At 42.0% G+C, this 15262-nt stretch carries 11 protein-coding genes and 4 tRNA genes; 5 read left to right on the top strand and 10 right to left on the bottom strand.

Translation table 11 applies throughout. The annotated features are described in order from the left end of the window. Nucleotides 1–116: 116 nt before the first annotated feature. The 8 genes from CVP04_RS11785 to CVP04_RS11820 all read right to left on the bottom strand — a co-directional run bounded on the left by CVP04_RS11785 (nt 117) and on the right by CVP04_RS11820 (nt 6335). The gene (locus CVP04_RS11785; protein WP_100297705.1) at nt 117–1337 is read right to left on the bottom strand and encodes an STY4528 family pathogenicity island replication protein; all 1221 of its coding nucleotides are present in this window, start codon (nt 1335–1337) and stop codon (nt 117–119) included. A gap of 93 nt (nt 1338–1430) precedes the next feature. Next, a complete protein-coding gene (locus tag CVP04_RS11790; protein WP_100297706.1) occupies nt 1431–1970 on the bottom strand; it encodes a DUF2857 domain-containing protein in 540 nt (179 codons plus the stop codon). A gap of 10 nt (nt 1971–1980) precedes the next feature. Next, complete coding sequence (locus CVP04_RS11795; RefSeq protein ID WP_100297707.1) at nt 1981–3723, bottom strand: ParB family protein; 1743 nt, start codon at nt 3721–3723, stop codon at nt 1981–1983. A 9-nt stretch (nt 3724–3732) separates the two neighbouring features. Then, nucleotides 3733–5094, bottom strand: coding sequence for a replicative DNA helicase (gene dnaB / locus CVP04_RS11800; protein ID WP_100297708.1), 1362 nt, complete (start codon nt 5092–5094; stop codon nt 3733–3735). Between the two features lies 1 nt (nt 5095). Then, nucleotides 5096–5929 (bottom strand): ParA family protein, encoded by an 834-nt coding sequence (locus tag CVP04_RS11805; protein WP_100297709.1) that lies wholly within the window; start codon nt 5927–5929, stop codon nt 5096–5098. A gap of 133 nt (nt 5930–6062) precedes the next feature. Then, a tRNA-Leu gene (locus CVP04_RS11810) sits at nt 6063–6149 on the bottom strand. A 25-nt stretch (nt 6150–6174) separates the two neighbouring features. Next, nucleotides 6175–6248, bottom strand: a tRNA-Cys gene (locus CVP04_RS11815). An 11-nt stretch (nt 6249–6259) separates the two neighbouring features. Further along, nucleotides 6260–6335: transfer RNA gene (locus CVP04_RS11820), tRNA-Gly, on the bottom strand. A 343-nt stretch (nt 6336–6678) separates the two neighbouring features. Between CVP04_RS11820 and CVP04_RS11825 the strand changes: the two genes are divergently transcribed. From CVP04_RS11825 to trxA, 3 genes are all read left to right on the top strand, one after another. Further along, nucleotides 6679–7788, top strand: coding sequence for a methionine biosynthesis PLP-dependent protein (locus tag CVP04_RS11825; protein ID WP_100297710.1), 1110 nt, complete (start codon nt 6679–6681; stop codon nt 7786–7788). A gap of 34 nt (nt 7789–7822) precedes the next feature. Beyond that, the gene (locus tag CVP04_RS11830; protein ID WP_100297711.1) at nt 7823–8818 is read left to right on the top strand and encodes a 2-hydroxyacid dehydrogenase; all 996 of its coding nucleotides are present in this window, start codon (nt 7823–7825) and stop codon (nt 8816–8818) included. 120 nt (nt 8819–8938) lie between these two features. After that, nucleotides 8939–9262: a thioredoxin gene (trxA, locus tag CVP04_RS11835; protein WP_100297712.1), complete on the top strand. Its 324-nt coding sequence runs from the start codon at nt 8939–8941 to the stop codon at nt 9260–9262. A 53-nt stretch (nt 9263–9315) separates the two neighbouring features. Here the strand turns inward: trxA and rluC are convergent, their stop codons facing one another. Beyond that, a complete protein-coding gene (gene rluC / locus CVP04_RS11840) occupies nt 9316–10293 on the bottom strand; it encodes a 23S rRNA pseudouridine(955/2504/2580) synthase RluC (RefSeq protein WP_100297713.1) in 978 nt (325 codons plus the stop codon). Between the two features lie 399 nt (nt 10294–10692). Here rluC and rne point away from each other — a divergent pair, with 399 nt between their 5' ends. Together rne and CVP04_RS11850 are read left to right on the top strand one after the other, a co-directional pair. After that, nucleotides 10693–13584, top strand: a complete 2892-nt coding sequence (gene rne / locus CVP04_RS11845; RefSeq protein ID WP_100297714.1) for a ribonuclease E — start codon at nt 10693–10695, stop codon at nt 13582–13584. Nucleotides 13585–13749: 165 nt separating this feature from the next. Further along, nucleotides 13750–13839: transfer RNA gene (locus CVP04_RS11850), tRNA-Ser, on the top strand. Nucleotides 13840–13874: 35 nt separating this feature from the next. On the opposite strand, the gene CVP04_RS11855 is transcribed toward CVP04_RS11850, so the two are convergent. Next, on the bottom strand, nt 13875–14966 hold the full coding sequence (locus tag CVP04_RS11855) for a tyrosine-type recombinase/integrase (protein WP_100297715.1): 1092 nt from the start codon (nt 14964–14966) through the stop codon (nt 13875–13877). Between the last annotated feature and the right edge of the window lie 296 nt (nt 14967–15262).

A 15262-nucleotide genomic window follows, 5' to 3' on the forward strand; every position in this document is an offset into this window, starting at 1 on the left:
TTATTTTTTGTTCGCTGGTTTCAGTGGAACTGTTGTTTGTTTTTTTACCACTGTTTCCACGGGAAACAGTGATTGTTTTTTGTCCAGTGTAGCGGGCCGCCACGCTGCTTATTTTTTTATACATCAAGAATTTTTTGTCTAAATAACCGCATTTGTTCCACCCGACTCATTGTTTGTTCCGCAGATAAGGCTGGTTGCACAGGCTGTGGAGTTGTCACCGGCACGGTCGGGGCTTTTGGGGAAAAACTTCTTGAATAAACAAGAGAGTTTTCTTGTTGCTGTTCAAAATGATAAGGTTTGAACTGTCCACTATGTGCCAGCTGAATGAGACGGTATAGATAGCCTCTCGGTTTTTTCACTTCACCTTTCAAAATCCGTTGTTGGGCTTCCAGCAAGATAGCCTGACACAACCCCAAATCTAACCCTTGCATTGCTTGAGCCGCAGAGGATTTTTCAAAGTCACTGAGTTGAATTTCTATCGGCCACTGAATCTGTGAAACTTGCCCAGTACAGTACGTATTTGTATATATATTACTGGTACTGTACTGTACGCCTGAGTTCCATTTTGGAACTGCTTTTGAAATCAATGGGTTATTTTCTTTGTTATCCCTGAGTTCCATATTGGAACTCAGGGAATTGTTCATTTTTTGCCTGAGTTCCATATTGGAACTTAGGATATTGTCTATATTTTGCCCAAGTTCCATATTGGAACTTAGGAGATTTTCTTGTACTTGTACTAAATACGCCGATTCCTCACTCATATTGGCTTGTGGCTTATCTATCCGTTGTTGATAACTTTGATAACGTGCTTTTAGCCAATCAATATGAGATACATAATGCCATTGAGTTTTATCAGCCAATAAATTATCAATAATATGCGTGGCGACACCACGGACAACTGGATCTTTGTGCTGAGAAGATTTTTCTAACAAGCCGAGATAATCTTCATTTAGCTGCACGGTTTCAATAATCGGCATTGGTTCATCGTGTAATAAATAGATATTGCCGATAACATAACCTTGATGACTTCGTACCGTTTCACATAATGTCAGCCAACGGGTTAAACGTAATAACAATAGGGTTTGTGTAACCACTTTGCGTGATAAAACCGTATTGGAATAGGGCTTATCTGATAATAATTTCCCCAATACTTCATAAGAGGGGAATAAACCGCCTTGAAATTCGCGAGCTTTACTTTTAATCAACTGCCACGCAAATTTTGCCCGTGGCGTTAAATATATATCGTGTAATAGACGAGTCGGCACGGTTTCGTGTTGGTTGCCGAAGAATAGCAATCCGTTTTCAAATTTTGTTTGGTTTTGTGCAAACTGTTCCATATTTCCCCCTAGTTAGGGTTGCTGTAATTTATTATGTAGTCCTCTCCTATAATGTAAGAAAGGACTATAAATAAACTCATTATCTGGCTACTTTTACCACTGTGAAATAAGTTTCCAAATAACCGTTAAATCAGTACCGGTCTCTTCTGCGATTAACATTAAAGTTTCAAGACCTGCAAGCGTATAAATATCGGTAATTTCGGTTTTATGTTGTTTCCATAAATGCCAAATTGTCGTTTGCAATTCATCATTGGCTAGAGGCTTACGTCCCTCTTTTTCTTCAATACCGAGTAACTTTCGTTGGGCAGAGACTTCCGATGATGTTAAACCGAAATAAGTGTGCAGCATTTCAATACTGGCTCCCAGCATTAATGCTCGAGCAATAATGCGTCGTTCCTGAGTATTGTTTTTGGCAAGTGCAATAATCTTCCAAAATACTTCGTGGTTAATCGAAATCTTGGCAAAAGAAAGATGAGAATTTTCAATATCAAATACTTCATCTGCACTCAGTTGCTGAATTTCATTTAATTCTTCTTCAGAAAATCCGAGACGTTGACAAGATTTAATATTACCGTTGCGTAAATGGGTAAAAATTTCGGATAGCACGGCTTGATTTAATGAAGTATGCAACATAGTAAACTCCTTAATTTGACGCTCGAATATGTCTAACAAGACGAATTAAACGGAAAATTTTGACTAAGGTGATGTCATCAATAATCGGTGAACTACCGCTGTTACCCAGTAAAAGTGCGGTATTTAATTGACAAATTTTATTTTGGCTCAATTCATCGGTTTCCAGCATTGCCAATAAATCATAGATAGCCTGTTGACTGGCATTGAGCGTGATAGGGACTGTTTTCATCCGGAAGCTGTAATCCACCGGATTTTTAACAACGTGTTCGATCCATTCATCTAACTGCACACTCTCAGCAATATCTAAGGCAAGAGAATAGGCTTCTGCTTTGTGTTTTCTTGCTGGGAATATTTGCCAAATATCGGCAACAGGCTGACGACCGGTTAGTGCAAAGGAAAGTCCATTTTCTTGGGCTTTTTGTTCGCGTTGGGCTTGTACACTCATTCCCGGCACTAAACCGAAATCATTAATAAAGTGTTCACTCAATGCGGTATTGAAATCAGAAGTCAACGACTCTGTCGATTGAGTTTCAGTAATATTATCGTTAGCACTTTGCTGGCTATACTGAATATTACTTGTGTCATCCGTATCAAATGCGGCAACAAAATCATCGACTTCTTCTGCCGGAGTAAGAATGACTGAGCTCGTCGGGTTTGGGTTGATATCTGCCACAGTTTTTGTTGATTTTGCTGTTTTTTCAACCGCTTGCACGGTTTTAGGTGCCGGTTGATTTTCGGCGATTTCCGTAGACTGGGATTGGCTGACAGCAATTTTTTGATCCAACTCTTGTTGTTTGGCGGCTAACTTACGGAATTTTTGCTCATCCAAATCAATATCCAGATGCAATGCTTCATAACTGGTGGCATCTTCGCCTAGTTCATCTAATATTGCAGTGATCAAATGATCTTGAAAGGTTTTAATGTGGAACGGTTGGTCATCATTGCAAAGAGCAAGACTATCCCCCCATAATTGGATAAATTTATTGTCATTATCAAGCTGATACTTATGCCATACTTGATCTGCATTATTACGAATAGAGAGTAGTTTATCAATCTGTGTATGACCTAAACCGCTAAACAATACATTTGGAATAAATGGATACAAATATTTAACACAGCGTTCCATTTTTAAAATTAACGCATGAGAAATGATGTAACCATCAATTTCTAATTGAGTAGATAAATCACGAGCAGATAATTCTTTTGTAAGTTTTTTCTCGTAGTATTCTTTGGCTTGTAAAATACCCAGCGCTTTTTCAATAAAGGATAAATCTGCCCGGGTATCATTTTCGATTAAATGCCCGATTAATAAATCGAGTTCAGCTTCCACACTGTCAGCGTATTCACCTTTCCACGGTTTATAGTGGCAGCTGATTGACCAAAAACGCGTATCTTGGGTTTCGGTAAATAATTCTTTTAACGCTTGGATACGGGTATTACCGCCATCGGCGATAATATAGAAATCTTCACCGGGGCGACGGGTAATATTGGGTTTGTGGTCAAGGCCGCGACGGCGGATAGATTCCTTAATCGCTTCAAAATTTGGATTACGGGTTTTTCGGGGGTTGTGCTCGTAGGGCCGTAGCTTATCTAGTGTGACCGTAATATATTGTTCGTTAGATGGATAGTTTAATAAGGTTTCAGGCTGCGGTGCAGCCTGTGCAGACATTGGTGCCACATTTAACCCTCTTGCAATCGCATTCATACGAGCTTCATCTTTTTTATTTCTGATCAGTTTTTTATTGTCAGTCATTACATATCCTTAGCAATCTAATTGACTGCCGGTCATATTTTCAAAAATGGAATATTCGCCCATAAATCTTGTCATTACATTACCTAATGGGCCATTACGTTGTTTGCCGATAATAATTTCAGCCAATCCTTTAAATTCAGTATCTTTGTTATAAACTTCATCACGATAGATGAAAAAAATAGTGTCGGCATCCTGTTCCAACGAACCGGATTCTCGAAGATCTGAATTTACCGGGCGTTTATTACCTCTATCTTCTAATTTACGATTGAGTTGTGAAAGAGCATAAATAGGGCAGTCAATTTCTTTCGCCAGTTCTTTTAATGCACGAGAAATAGCAGAAATTTCTAAATTACGGTTTTCATAGCGACCAGAACTGCTCATTAATTGCAAATAATCAATGATAATCGCGGCCGGTTTGCCGTATTTGCGGCTATATTTGCGGGTTTTAATACGCAATTTATGAGTGGTTAATGAGCCTTCGTCATCAATGATTAAGCGGTTTTGCCAGTTTTTGAGGATGTGTCCCATTGCTTCGGAAATTTTTGCCCACTCATCATCAAAAAGTTCTTTGGCTTGACGAATACGTTGCAATCCCACGCGGGAAATCATTGAAGTAAATCGTTGCAATAATTGATCGGCAGGCATTTCAAGACTGAAATAGAAGACTGGCTGCTCGGTAAATTTTTCCAATGTGTGATAAGCGATATTTTGTGAAAAGGCGGTTTTACCCATTGATGGACGAGCTCCGATAACAATAAAGTCGCCGGCTTGACCACCTGTGGTAATTTCGTCAATAGCTTGTATACCGGTAGGTGTACCTGAAACAGGATTATGATTACTCATTGAGTCTTCCATTTTTTGAATAATCTTGTCAAATGCTGCATTGAGATTGGTTTCTGATTGTTCATCTTGTTTCAAGGTAATATCAGTCAAACGTTTTTCGATAGATTCCATTAGGGTTTCAAGTTGTGCTTCCCCTTTGGTTTTTTGAGTTTCAGCGATAATATCCTGTCCCAGTTTCAATAATTGGCGCTGTTGGCTGTAAGTTTGTATGATTTCAGCATAAGCAATGACATTTGCTGTTGATGGTGTATTTTTGATAATCTCTGCAATATAGGCTAATCCACCTAATTCAGTTAATTTTCCTTGCTCCTTTAAATACTGCTCCAGAGTAAGAATATCGACGGGTCTGCCGGATAAAATCATTGTTTTAATGGAACTGAATATTATGCTATGGGCAATGATAAAAAAATCCTTAGCTTGCACTAATGTACTGATTTCATCAAACGTGCTGTTATTTAGCACTAAACCGCCGAGAAGTGCCGTTTCAGCCTCAACTGAATACAATGTTTGTTGAACATTTTGCTTCATCTTATACCTCAAAATTTCGTTCAAAATAGTCTTTAAACTGAGGAAGTAACAGTAAGCAAAGCTCTTTAATGGTGTTATATTCTGTTGGACTATGGCGATAAACCGGTACTGAATAAGTAGCTGCTTCTCGATACGCAACACGATAAGGAATAGTAAATGTTGCTAATTGCTTATCGTCGGTAAATTCGTTTTGGAATAACGTATGCAACTGGCTTAACACGAATTTCACGTCATTGGTATGATCAACACAATTTGCAATCGCTTTTAACGGTGGTAGCTTGAAACCAAAATCAGAGAATGTACTGAGATCTTGATACATACCGATTGTGCCGCGGATAAATTCTTTTGCTGACAATATGTGCGGTAGAATAGGACAAAAAAGAATATCCGCTGCCAGTACCGACATATCAACGGTAATATCCCGAGTTCCGCGTGTATCAACGATGATGACATCATAGCCTTTGATCTGCTTCAGCATTGAGCTGAAACGTAATGCACCGTCAGGTGCATTACGCAACATTTGGCTAATATTGTTGGAAGGATCATTGGATTGGATTAAATCTAAGTTAGGAATAACAGTTTTAGATATAATAGTCTCTGGGTTCGTATTTTTATCAAGCAATAACTGATAAATTCCACCGGGAGCAGAATAACTCAACGCATAGTACGAACTGAGAGTGGGTTGTGTATCCGTATCAATGAGCAAGGTTTTTAAATCGTGTTCAGCACAGAATCCGCCGATATTGGCTGCATTGGTGCTTTTTGATGAACCGCCTTTTGTTGAAGCGATTGTTAAAACAAAAGGTGTGTTTGAAGAATGATGTAATGTGTTCATATTCAACTCGCTTAACAATAAATTGAAGTTAAGGAGTATCGACTATTACAACTACATATCTAGATCTTATTCAATGATTTTACTTTAGCTACTATATAAGGGCAGGAAATTATAACGAATTGATATAATTTAATGGTGCCCGAGGCCAGACTTGAACTGGCACGACTCGAAAGTCGAGGGATTTTAAATCCCTTGTGTCTACCGATTTCACCACTCGGGCGGATTTATCTGACTGCGGTGCATAATGGAGGCGTGTCCCGGAGTCGAACCGAGCTACATGGATTTGCAATCCAGTGCATAACCGCTTTGCTAACACGCCGTAGCGTAAATTGGAGCGGGAAACGAGGCTCGAACTCGCGACCCCGACCTTGGCAAGGTCGTGCTCTACCAACTGAGCTATTCCCGCATTCGCTGCAACACATTCGCTGTCAGTGGCGTGCATTTTACTGACTTCTGAAAAACTGTCAACGGGTGAAATTAAAAAAATGCGTTGATTGATGAAAAAAAATGCATTTTAACGTTAAGAAGCGATAAAAATATTCATTATGGATAAATTCTGTTCGATGGCATAAATTCGGTTATTTCTCATTACCAAATCGCATAAAGGAAAATAAAAATCTGCTTTAATCGATTTTGAGTTTATGCCACAATGCTAGGATTCATTCCGGCTTGTTGCGTATTGCCTATAAGCACGAAGTAGGCGATATGTAAAAAGTGCGGTCGGTTTTTGATGAATTTAGAGAGGCATTATGACGCAACAATATAGAATCGATACTTTATTAGCCCAAGCGGGAAACCGCACTGACGAGCGTACCGGCGCGGTATCGACGCCGATTTTTCTTTCTACCGCATACGGTCATCACGGTATCGGCGAAAGCACCGGATACGATTATACGCGGACGAAAAACCCGACCCGCACGGTGTTGGAAGAAACCATTGCAAAATTGGAAGGCGGCGATCGCGGTTTTGCCTGTGCATCCGGTATGGCGGCAATTCAACTGTTAATGTCATTATTTACTTCACCGGACGAATGGATTGTTTCCAGTGACGTATATGGCGGCACTTATCGGTTGTTAGATTTTGCTTATAAAAACAGCCACGGCGTAAAACCGGTTTATGTGAATACTGCGTCTGTGGAGGACATTGAAAAAGCGATTACGCCGAATACGAAAGCGATTTTCGTTGAAACGCCGTCCAATCCGTTAATGGAAGAATGTGACGTTGCGGCGATTGCAAAAGTGGCGAAAAAACATCATTTATTGTTAATCGTCGATAATACTTTTTTAACTCCGGTTTTATTCCGTCCAATGGAACACGGCGCGGACATCGTTATTCACAGCGGCACGAAATATATCGCCGGTCATAATGACGCTTTAGTCGGCTTGATCGTGGCGAAAGGGCAAGAACTTTGCGATCGCCTGTTTTACATTCAAAACGGCGCAGGTGCGGTGTTGTCGCCGTTCGATTCTTGGCTGACGATTCGCGGAATGAAAACCCTTTCGTTGCGGATGGAACGTCACGAAAAAAATGCCAAAGCCTTGGCGGAATTTTTAGCGGCGCAACCGCAAGTCAAAGACGTGTTATACCCGAACAAAGGCGGAATGTTATCTTTCCGTTTGCAAGATGAAACTTGGGTTAATCCGTTCTTAAAATCCTTGAAATTAATTACCTTTGCGGAAAGTTTAGGCGGTACGGAAAGTTTTATCACTTATCCGGCGACGCAAACCCATATGGATATTCCGGAAGCGGAACGTATTGCGCGCGGCGTATGCAATCGCTTGTTACGTTTTTCCGTCGGATTGGAAAACGTGGAAGATATTCAAGCGGACTTGGCGCAAGCTTTTGCACAATTAAAATAATGTGGATTCGCCTGTCGGCGATATTGAGGAAAGTATGAAAATAGCAGTATATAGTACAAAAAATTACGATCGTAAATATTTGGACTTAATCAATGTTAAATACGGTTTCGACATTGAATTTTTCGATTTTATGTTAAACGAAACCACAGCGAAAATGGCGGAACATTCCGATGTGGTGTGTATTTTCGTCAATGATGACGGTAGCCGAAAAGTGTTGGAAAAATTAGCCGCACTTGGGGTTAAAATGATCGCCTTGCGTTGCGCCGGATTCAATAATGTGGATTTAAAAGCCGCGCAAGAATTGGGATTACAAGTAGTGCGCGTGCCTGCTTATTCGCCGGAAGCCGTGGCGGAACATACCGTCGGGCTAATGATGACGTTAAACCGTCGAATTCATCGCGCTTACCAACGTACCCGCGAAGCGAATTTTTCATTAGAAGGTTTAATCGGATTTAATATGCACGGGCGCACCGTCGGTGTGATCGGCACGGGCAAAATCGGTATTGCGGTAATGCGCATTTTGAAAGGATTCGGTATGCATATTTTAGCCTTTGACCCGTTTAAAAATCCGGCAGCGGAAGAATTGGGCGCAGAATATGTAGATTTGGACGAACTTTACACTCGCTCGCACGTTATTAGTTTACATTGTCCGGCGACACCGGAAAATTATCACTTATTAAATCGCGATGCCTTTGCCAAAATGAAAGACGGTGTGATGATTATTAACACCAGCCGCGGTACTTTAATCGACACTCAAGCGGCAATCGACGCGTTAAAACAACGTAAAATCGGCGCTTTAGGAATGGACGTGTATGAAAACGAACGGGAATTATTTTTCGAAGATAAATCCAACGAGGTGATTCAAGACGACGTATTCCGTCGTTTATCCGCGTGTCACAACGTATTGTTAACGGGTCATCAAGCGTTTTTAACCGAAGAAGCGTTAATGAGCATTTCCGAGGTCACCTTGTCTAACGTTTATACCTTACAAACGGGAAAACCTTGCGAAAACAACGTGTTACCCTCTTAGTTTTTAACGATTAAAGCGATTAGTATCGGCACGATAATCCTTGTGTTATTATCACCGCACTTGAATTAAACAAAATTGCCGCCATATATCAGGCGGCATTGATAGAAAAAGGAAATAACTATGACAGACGTATTACATACAACAGATGCAACATTTGAAGCGGACGTTTTGAGATCGGACGTACCGGTATTATTGGATTTCTGGGCGCCTTGGTGCGGCCCTTGTCGTATGGTGGCACCGATTTTAGACGATTTAGCGGCTGAATTCGGCGGAAAAGTGAAAATCGTTAAAATCAATATCGATGAAAACCAAGGCACACCGGCGCAATTCGGTGTGCGTAGCATCCCGACCTTAATGGTGTTTAAAGAAGGTAAAGCGGTGGCAACGCAAGTCGGTGCCTTACCGAAAAACCAATTAGCCAATTTCGTGAATCAAAATATTTAATCGAAATCTCAAATAAAAATCCCGCTGCGGCGGGATTTTTCATTTCAAATGAATTATGACGATTTTGTCGAGCGTAATAATTTCAAAATATTTTTCATATTATCGTCAAGTTGCGCGGTAATGCGCAAAGATTCGCCCGATTTCGGATGTTGAAAGGAAATTGAATAAGCGTGTAAAAATAAGCGCGTTAGTCCAAGTGCGGTCATTTCTTGGTCGAAATTTTTATCGCCGTATTTATCGTCAAGGGCGATAGGATGACCGGCATATTGGGTATGCACACGAATTTGATGCGTTCGTCCGGTAATCGGCGAGGCTTTGATCAAAGTGGCGTTCGGATAACGTTCTTCAATGGAAAAACGGGTTTCCGACGGTTTGCCCTGTTCGCTCACTTTAACAATGCGCTCGCCGCTTGATAATTCGTTTTTTAATAACGGCGCTTTGATCACTTTGCAATGGGATTGCCAATTTCCGCGCACCAACGCCAAATAATCTTTTTGAATCACTTTTTCGCGTAATTGTTCGTGTAAATTGCGCAAGGTGGAACGTTTTTTGGCAATCAATAAAATCCCCGATGTATCGCGATCCAATCGGTGTACCAATTCCAGAAAACGAGCGTCCGGACGCAAGGCACGCAAAGCTTCGATAACGCCGAAATTCAATCCGCTGCCGCCGTGTACGGCGAGACCGGAAGGCTTGTTCAACACTAACAAGCAATCATCCTCGAACAAAATATGCCGTTCTAATTGTGCCACTTTATTCAATTTACTGGAAATCGGCGCGTTATCTTTTTCGGCGACCCGAACCGGCGGAATACGCACCGTATCGCCTTGTTGAAGTTTATATTCCGGTTTCACGCGTCCTTTATTCACCCGCACTTCGCCTTTACGCAAAATGCGGTAAATCAAACTTTTCGGCACACCTTTCAATTTTGCCAATAAATAGTTGTCAATGCGCTGTCCTGCTTCATCCTCGCTGATGGAAAGCGTTTTAACGCTTTGATTAATTACTTTTTCCGTTGTTTTTTCAGTCATTCCGTTCATTTTCGTTATGCAATAAATTGCGCCTATCATACCATAAAACGACGGAATTACCTTGCCAAAAATCGCCTATCAGTGGATAATAGGGCGTATTTTTAAGTAGTTAACTTACTTAGAAATTATTGAGTTATCGAAGGGCGCGGCATACGGCATAAGACGTCCGATATTCGATCAATTAACGCGATTAAAATGAAACGCCGGCTTGCAAAATAACTTTCCAACATTTTGTTTGTACTAAATTTTCAGGGGAATCTCGGTTTTAGTAACGCGATCAAAGCACCCAGCGATTGACGGTCGGGAGACGGACATTCTGCGACAGACACGAGGTCGATTGCGAAGCAAAGTGCGGTGAATTTTAATCAAAAATAATAATGAAAAAATAGAGAAAAATTAATGAAAAGAATGTTAATTAACGCGACTCAAAAAGAAGAGTTGCGCGTTGCGCTGGTTGACGGTCAACGTTTATTCGACTTGGATATCGAAAGTCCGGGTCACGAGCAAAAAAAAGCAAACATTTACAAAGGACGCATTACCCGCGTTGAACCCAGTCTGGAAGCGGCATTTGTCGATTACGGTGCGGAACGTCACGGTTTCCTTCCGTTAAAAGAAATCGCCCGCGAATATTTCCCTTCCGATTACGTCTATCAAGGCCGCCCGAACATCCGTGATATTTTAACGGAAGGGCAAGAAGTGATTGTTCAAGTCAATAAGGAAGAACGCGGCAATAAAGGTGCAGCGTTGACGACTTTCGTTTCCTTAGCGGGAAGTTACTTGGTGATTATGCCGAATAATCCGCGTGCGGGCGGTATTTCTCGCCGTATCGAAGGCGACGAGCGTCTCGAATTGAAAGATGCGTTAAGTTCATTGGACGTACCGGATGGCGTCGGCTTAATCGTGCGCACCGCGGGCGTAGGCAAATCGCCGGAAGAATTGCAATGGGACTTAAAAGTTTTATTACATCATTGGGAAGCGATTAAACAAGCCTCGGAAAGCCGTCCTGCGCCGTTTTTGATTCATCAGGAAAGTGATGTAATCGTGCGCGCGATCCGCGATTATTTGCGTCGCGACATCGGCGAAATCTTAATCGATAGCCCGAAAGTGTATGAAAAAGCCAAAGCGCATATCAAATTGGTGCGTCCGGATTTTATTAATCGCGTAAAACTTTACCAAGGCGAAGTGCCGTTATTCAGCCATTATCAAATCGAATCGCAAATCGAATCGGCGTTCCAACGGGAAGTGCGCTTACCGTCGGGCGGTTCGATCGTGATCGACGTCACCGAAGCTTTAACAGCGATCGATATTAACTCGGCGCGTTCGACCCGTGGCGGCGATATTGAAGAAACCGCATTAAACACTAACCTCGAAGCGGCGGATGAAATCGCTCGTCAGTTGCGTTTACGCGACTTAGGCGGTTTGATCGTGATCGACTTTATCGATATGACGCCGGTTCGTCATCAGCGCGAAGTGGAAAACCGGATGCGCGACGCGGTGCGTCAAGATCGCGCAAGAATTCAAATCAGCCGGATTTCTCGTTTTGGCTTGTTAGAAATGTCGCGCCAACGTTTGAGCCCGTCGCTCGGCGAATCGACTCACCACGTTTGCCCGCGTTGTCAGGGTACGGGTAAAATTCGCGATAACGAATCTCTTTCCTTGTCTATTTTGCGCTTATTGGAAGAGGAAGCGTTAAAAGAAAACACCAAACAGGTTCAAACCATCGTGCCGGTGCAAATCGCGTCTTATTTGTTAAATGAAAAACGTAAAGCGATCAGCTGCATTGAAAAACGTCATAACGTCGATATTGTGGTGGCGCCGAGCGAAGAAATGCAAACTCCGCATTTCAGCGTGTTCCGCGTGCGTGACGGCGAGGAAGTTAACGAATTAAGTTATAACTTGGCGAAATTGCACGAAGAACAAGAGGATAACGCCCCGGCGGAAACCACCTTGGTCAGCCGTAATGTAGAAGTGCCTGCGGTAACGGAAACGCAGTTGGAAAATGCCGCAGTCGCATTGGCAATCGAAACGTCTGCGCCGATGCCGGTTGAACGCAAAGAAGAACAACCGTCTTTATTCGCGCGTATTATTGCGAAAATTAAAGGCTTTTTTGCCGATGCGCCGGTAGAAGAAAAAGCCAAAGAAAGCAATAATAAAAATCCGCGTAACCGTCGCAATCAAGAGCGTCGTAATGCTCGTCGTAATCGTAATGAGAACGACAATAACGCGAAAAATTCGGAAGAAAACAAAGAATCGCGTCACAATGAAAAGGCGAACGAAACCCGTTCCAACCGTAATAAACGCAATAAAAAAGCTGCGGTGGCGGAAGAAACGCAACGTATCGAAACCGTTACGGAAAGTGCGGTAGTTTCTGATGAAATTTCCGTCGAACAAAATACGCAACCGCGCCGTCAACGTCGTGATTTACGCAAAAAAGTGCGCGTTGCGGAAGAAATCGCGGAACCTAAAGTTGAGACGAATACGGAAGAAAATATCGTTATCGCTGCAGAAGAAGCGGTTGTAAATGAAGAAACTGCCGTTGAAACGAATGTATTTTCCGCTGAGGAAAGCGTAGAAAACGAAAAACGTCGCGACAATAACCGTCAACGTCGTTTACCGCGCCATTTACGCGTGAATAATCAACGTCGTCGCCGTAATACGGAAGTGAAATCCGCAATGCCGTTATTCGCGGCAGTAGCATCGCCGGAGTTGGCAAGCGGTAAAGTGTGGATTGACAGTAAAGCAGTGAATGCAGCGAAAGCCAATACTTTCTTATCCGTTGACGAATTGTTGGAACAGCAAAATAACCGCGAGGACGCGCCGGTTTCTTTGCCTGCGACAAGTTTGATCGTGGAAGAACGTGATACCGAACCAAAACCTTTGGCGGCGTTTGTAACGCAGCCGGCGAACGAATCCGTAGAGAAAAAAGTGCAAGCCTCTTTGCAACGTTTAACCCAAGAGCAAGTGATGCCGGAAGATAAGGCGCAATCGAGTGTCGAAACGCCGATTAGCACGCCAGTCGAAGCGGTAGAACCTGAAATCAAGGAAAGCGTGCAAAACGAGGTGAAATTTGACCGCACTTATGTATTTAACGGTCAATTAGGCACGATTTCAGCAGTGCAACATACCAAAGCCGAGATGACCTTGGCAAAAGCGATTGAAGGTGATTCCGCACCTTATCCGATCGTGGAATGGCAAGAGTCGCGCTACTATTTTTATGGCAAGGGTAGCGCAGGACATCATAGTGCAATCAGCCACGTTTATGCCGAACCGACGCAAGCTGGCGGGCAATAAATAAGTTAGAAAAATCCGATAATTCGTTATCGGATTTTTTGTTTTAAATTGAATAAGCACTAAAAATAACCAAGTTGAGCTAAAAAACGTCAATTAAACAAAAAGTTGTTTTTCGTGCTTGACTTCATTACGCAAAGTTCGTATTATTCACCACGCTTAAGCCACGGAGGAATGGTCGAGTGGTTGAAGGCACCGGTCTTGAAAACCGGCGAGGGTTTACGCCCTCCGTGAGTTCGAATCTCACTTCCTCCGCCATCAAATTTAAAGAAGTCGTAAGTTTCTGTTTGAAATCAATAGCTTACGGCTTTTTTATTTTCTGAAATTTCTTCCAGCGTGTCTTTTTCTGCAATCATTGCTGACGTGTCAAAAATGGACTTTGACGAGAATTTGACTTGATTTGCGTAAGTCAATAAATGACTTGCGTTTAGGTGTGCATACTTCTGCACCATTTCAATTGTTTCCCAACCTCCCAATTCTTTCAGCACCATTAATGGCGTGCCGTTTTGGACGTGCCAACTCGCCCAAGTATGTCTTAGGTCGTGGAAACGGAAATCTTGAATGTTCGACCTTGCTAAGGCTCGCTTGAAGTCTTCTCGATCAATATCGGTAAGTAATTTTCCTTTGCCTCGGTGAAAGACATAGTTAGATATTTTTAGCCGTTCTTTTTGTCGCAAAAAACGAATAGCGTCATCTCCCAATGGTAATGCTCTTGGTCGTCCTGATTTAGCTATATCGCCAGTAACAAGGGCAAGATTATTAGCAAAATTAATTTTATCCCAAGTCATTGTAAGAATTTCAGACATCCTTGCCCCAGTCATTAGGGCGAATGTACAAACGTCTTTCATCCAGTTTAGATTTAAATTGGATAAGAGGTTACTTGCTTCGACTTGTGTAATCCAGCGGATTCGCTTTTTTGACTCGGCGTTTTTTGGTATGTAAGGGACTGAATCAACCCAACCAGCTTGCTTAGCAAGATTTAAGGCTCGCATAATTGAGGTGCGATATCGGTTTTGAGTGGACGGTGACAATTTTTTACCTGTTGCAGTAATATGCGTGGGTAAATTGTTTCTGATATCATCACTTGTTAAAGAACTTAACAGCTTATGCCCTATGGCGTTACGCCAGTATTGAGCGTGTCTGATTTTTGTATCTAGGTTTTTTTGAGTTTCTGCTTCCTCTAAAAAGCGGATTAAAGCTTGCTCGACGGTTTTTTCTGGCTTTTTGTTTAGTTTGGCGATCTGCCACGCCTCCAACTTTAACTTATCGTGCAAGTGTTGAGCTTCTTGCTTGACAGTCGTTTTACTACTGCATCGAATGCGTTCACCTGTTGGTGTGGTAATGTCAATTTGCCAGATACCGTATTTGTTTTTTCTGATCGGCATTTTTGTTTCTCCTGTTTATCGCCGACCTGAACACATAGACGGCTTATATTATTTAATTTTTCTCTGTTTTTTTCAAGATCAGAACGGTATATTCGCCACACCTTAGAATCAGGCATACGAAAAAATCCCCATTTCAGCTTGTTGGTAAAAACAGTGTTGTAATGCAGCTTTAGGAGTTCAGCGGTTTCTTTTATGGTGAGCGTTTCTTCCATAAAGTGTCTTCCTTATTTTTTAATCAGCCCCAAATGGGCTGTTATTATTTAAATAAAGACATTATTTTTGGGGCTGTATTAGAT

This window comes from Caviibacterium pharyngocola (assembly GCF_002795405.1).
GTDB lineage: Bacteria > Pseudomonadota > Gammaproteobacteria > Enterobacterales > Pasteurellaceae > Caviibacterium > Caviibacterium pharyngocola.

Bases quoted from the DNA above. Each gene is read 5' to 3' on its own strand.
- CVP04_RS11785 (WP_100297705.1), bottom strand. From the start codon at position 1,337: ATGGAACAGTTTGCACAAAACCAAACAAAATTTGAAAACGGATTGCTA.
- CVP04_RS11790 (WP_100297706.1), bottom strand. From the start codon at position 1,970: ATGTTGCATACTTCATTAAATCAAGCCGTGCTATCCGAAATTTTTACC.
- CVP04_RS11795 (WP_100297707.1), bottom strand. From the start codon at position 3,723: ATGACTGACAATAAAAAACTGATCAGAAATAAAAAAGATGAAGCTCGT.
- dnaB (WP_100297708.1), bottom strand. From the start codon at position 5,094: ATGAAGCAAAATGTTCAACAAACATTGTATTCAGTTGAGGCTGAAACG.
- CVP04_RS11805 (WP_100297709.1), bottom strand. From the start codon at position 5,929: ATGAACACATTACATCATTCTTCAAACACACCTTTTGTTTTAACAATC.
- CVP04_RS11825 (WP_100297710.1), top strand. From the start codon at position 6,679: ATGACGCAACAATATAGAATCGATACTTTATTAGCCCAAGCGGGAAAC.
- CVP04_RS11830 (WP_100297711.1), top strand. From the start codon at position 7,823: ATGAAAATAGCAGTATATAGTACAAAAAATTACGATCGTAAATATTTG.
- trxA (WP_100297712.1), top strand. From the start codon at position 8,939: ATGACAGACGTATTACATACAACAGATGCAACATTTGAAGCGGACGTT.
- rluC (WP_100297713.1), bottom strand. From the start codon at position 10,293: ATGACTGAAAAAACAACGGAAAAAGTAATTAATCAAAGCGTTAAAACG.
- rne (WP_100297714.1), top strand. From the start codon at position 10,693: ATGAAAAGAATGTTAATTAACGCGACTCAAAAAGAAGAGTTGCGCGTT.
- CVP04_RS11855 (WP_100297715.1), bottom strand. From the start codon at position 14,966: ATGCCGATCAGAAAAAACAAATACGGTATCTGGCAAATTGACATTACC.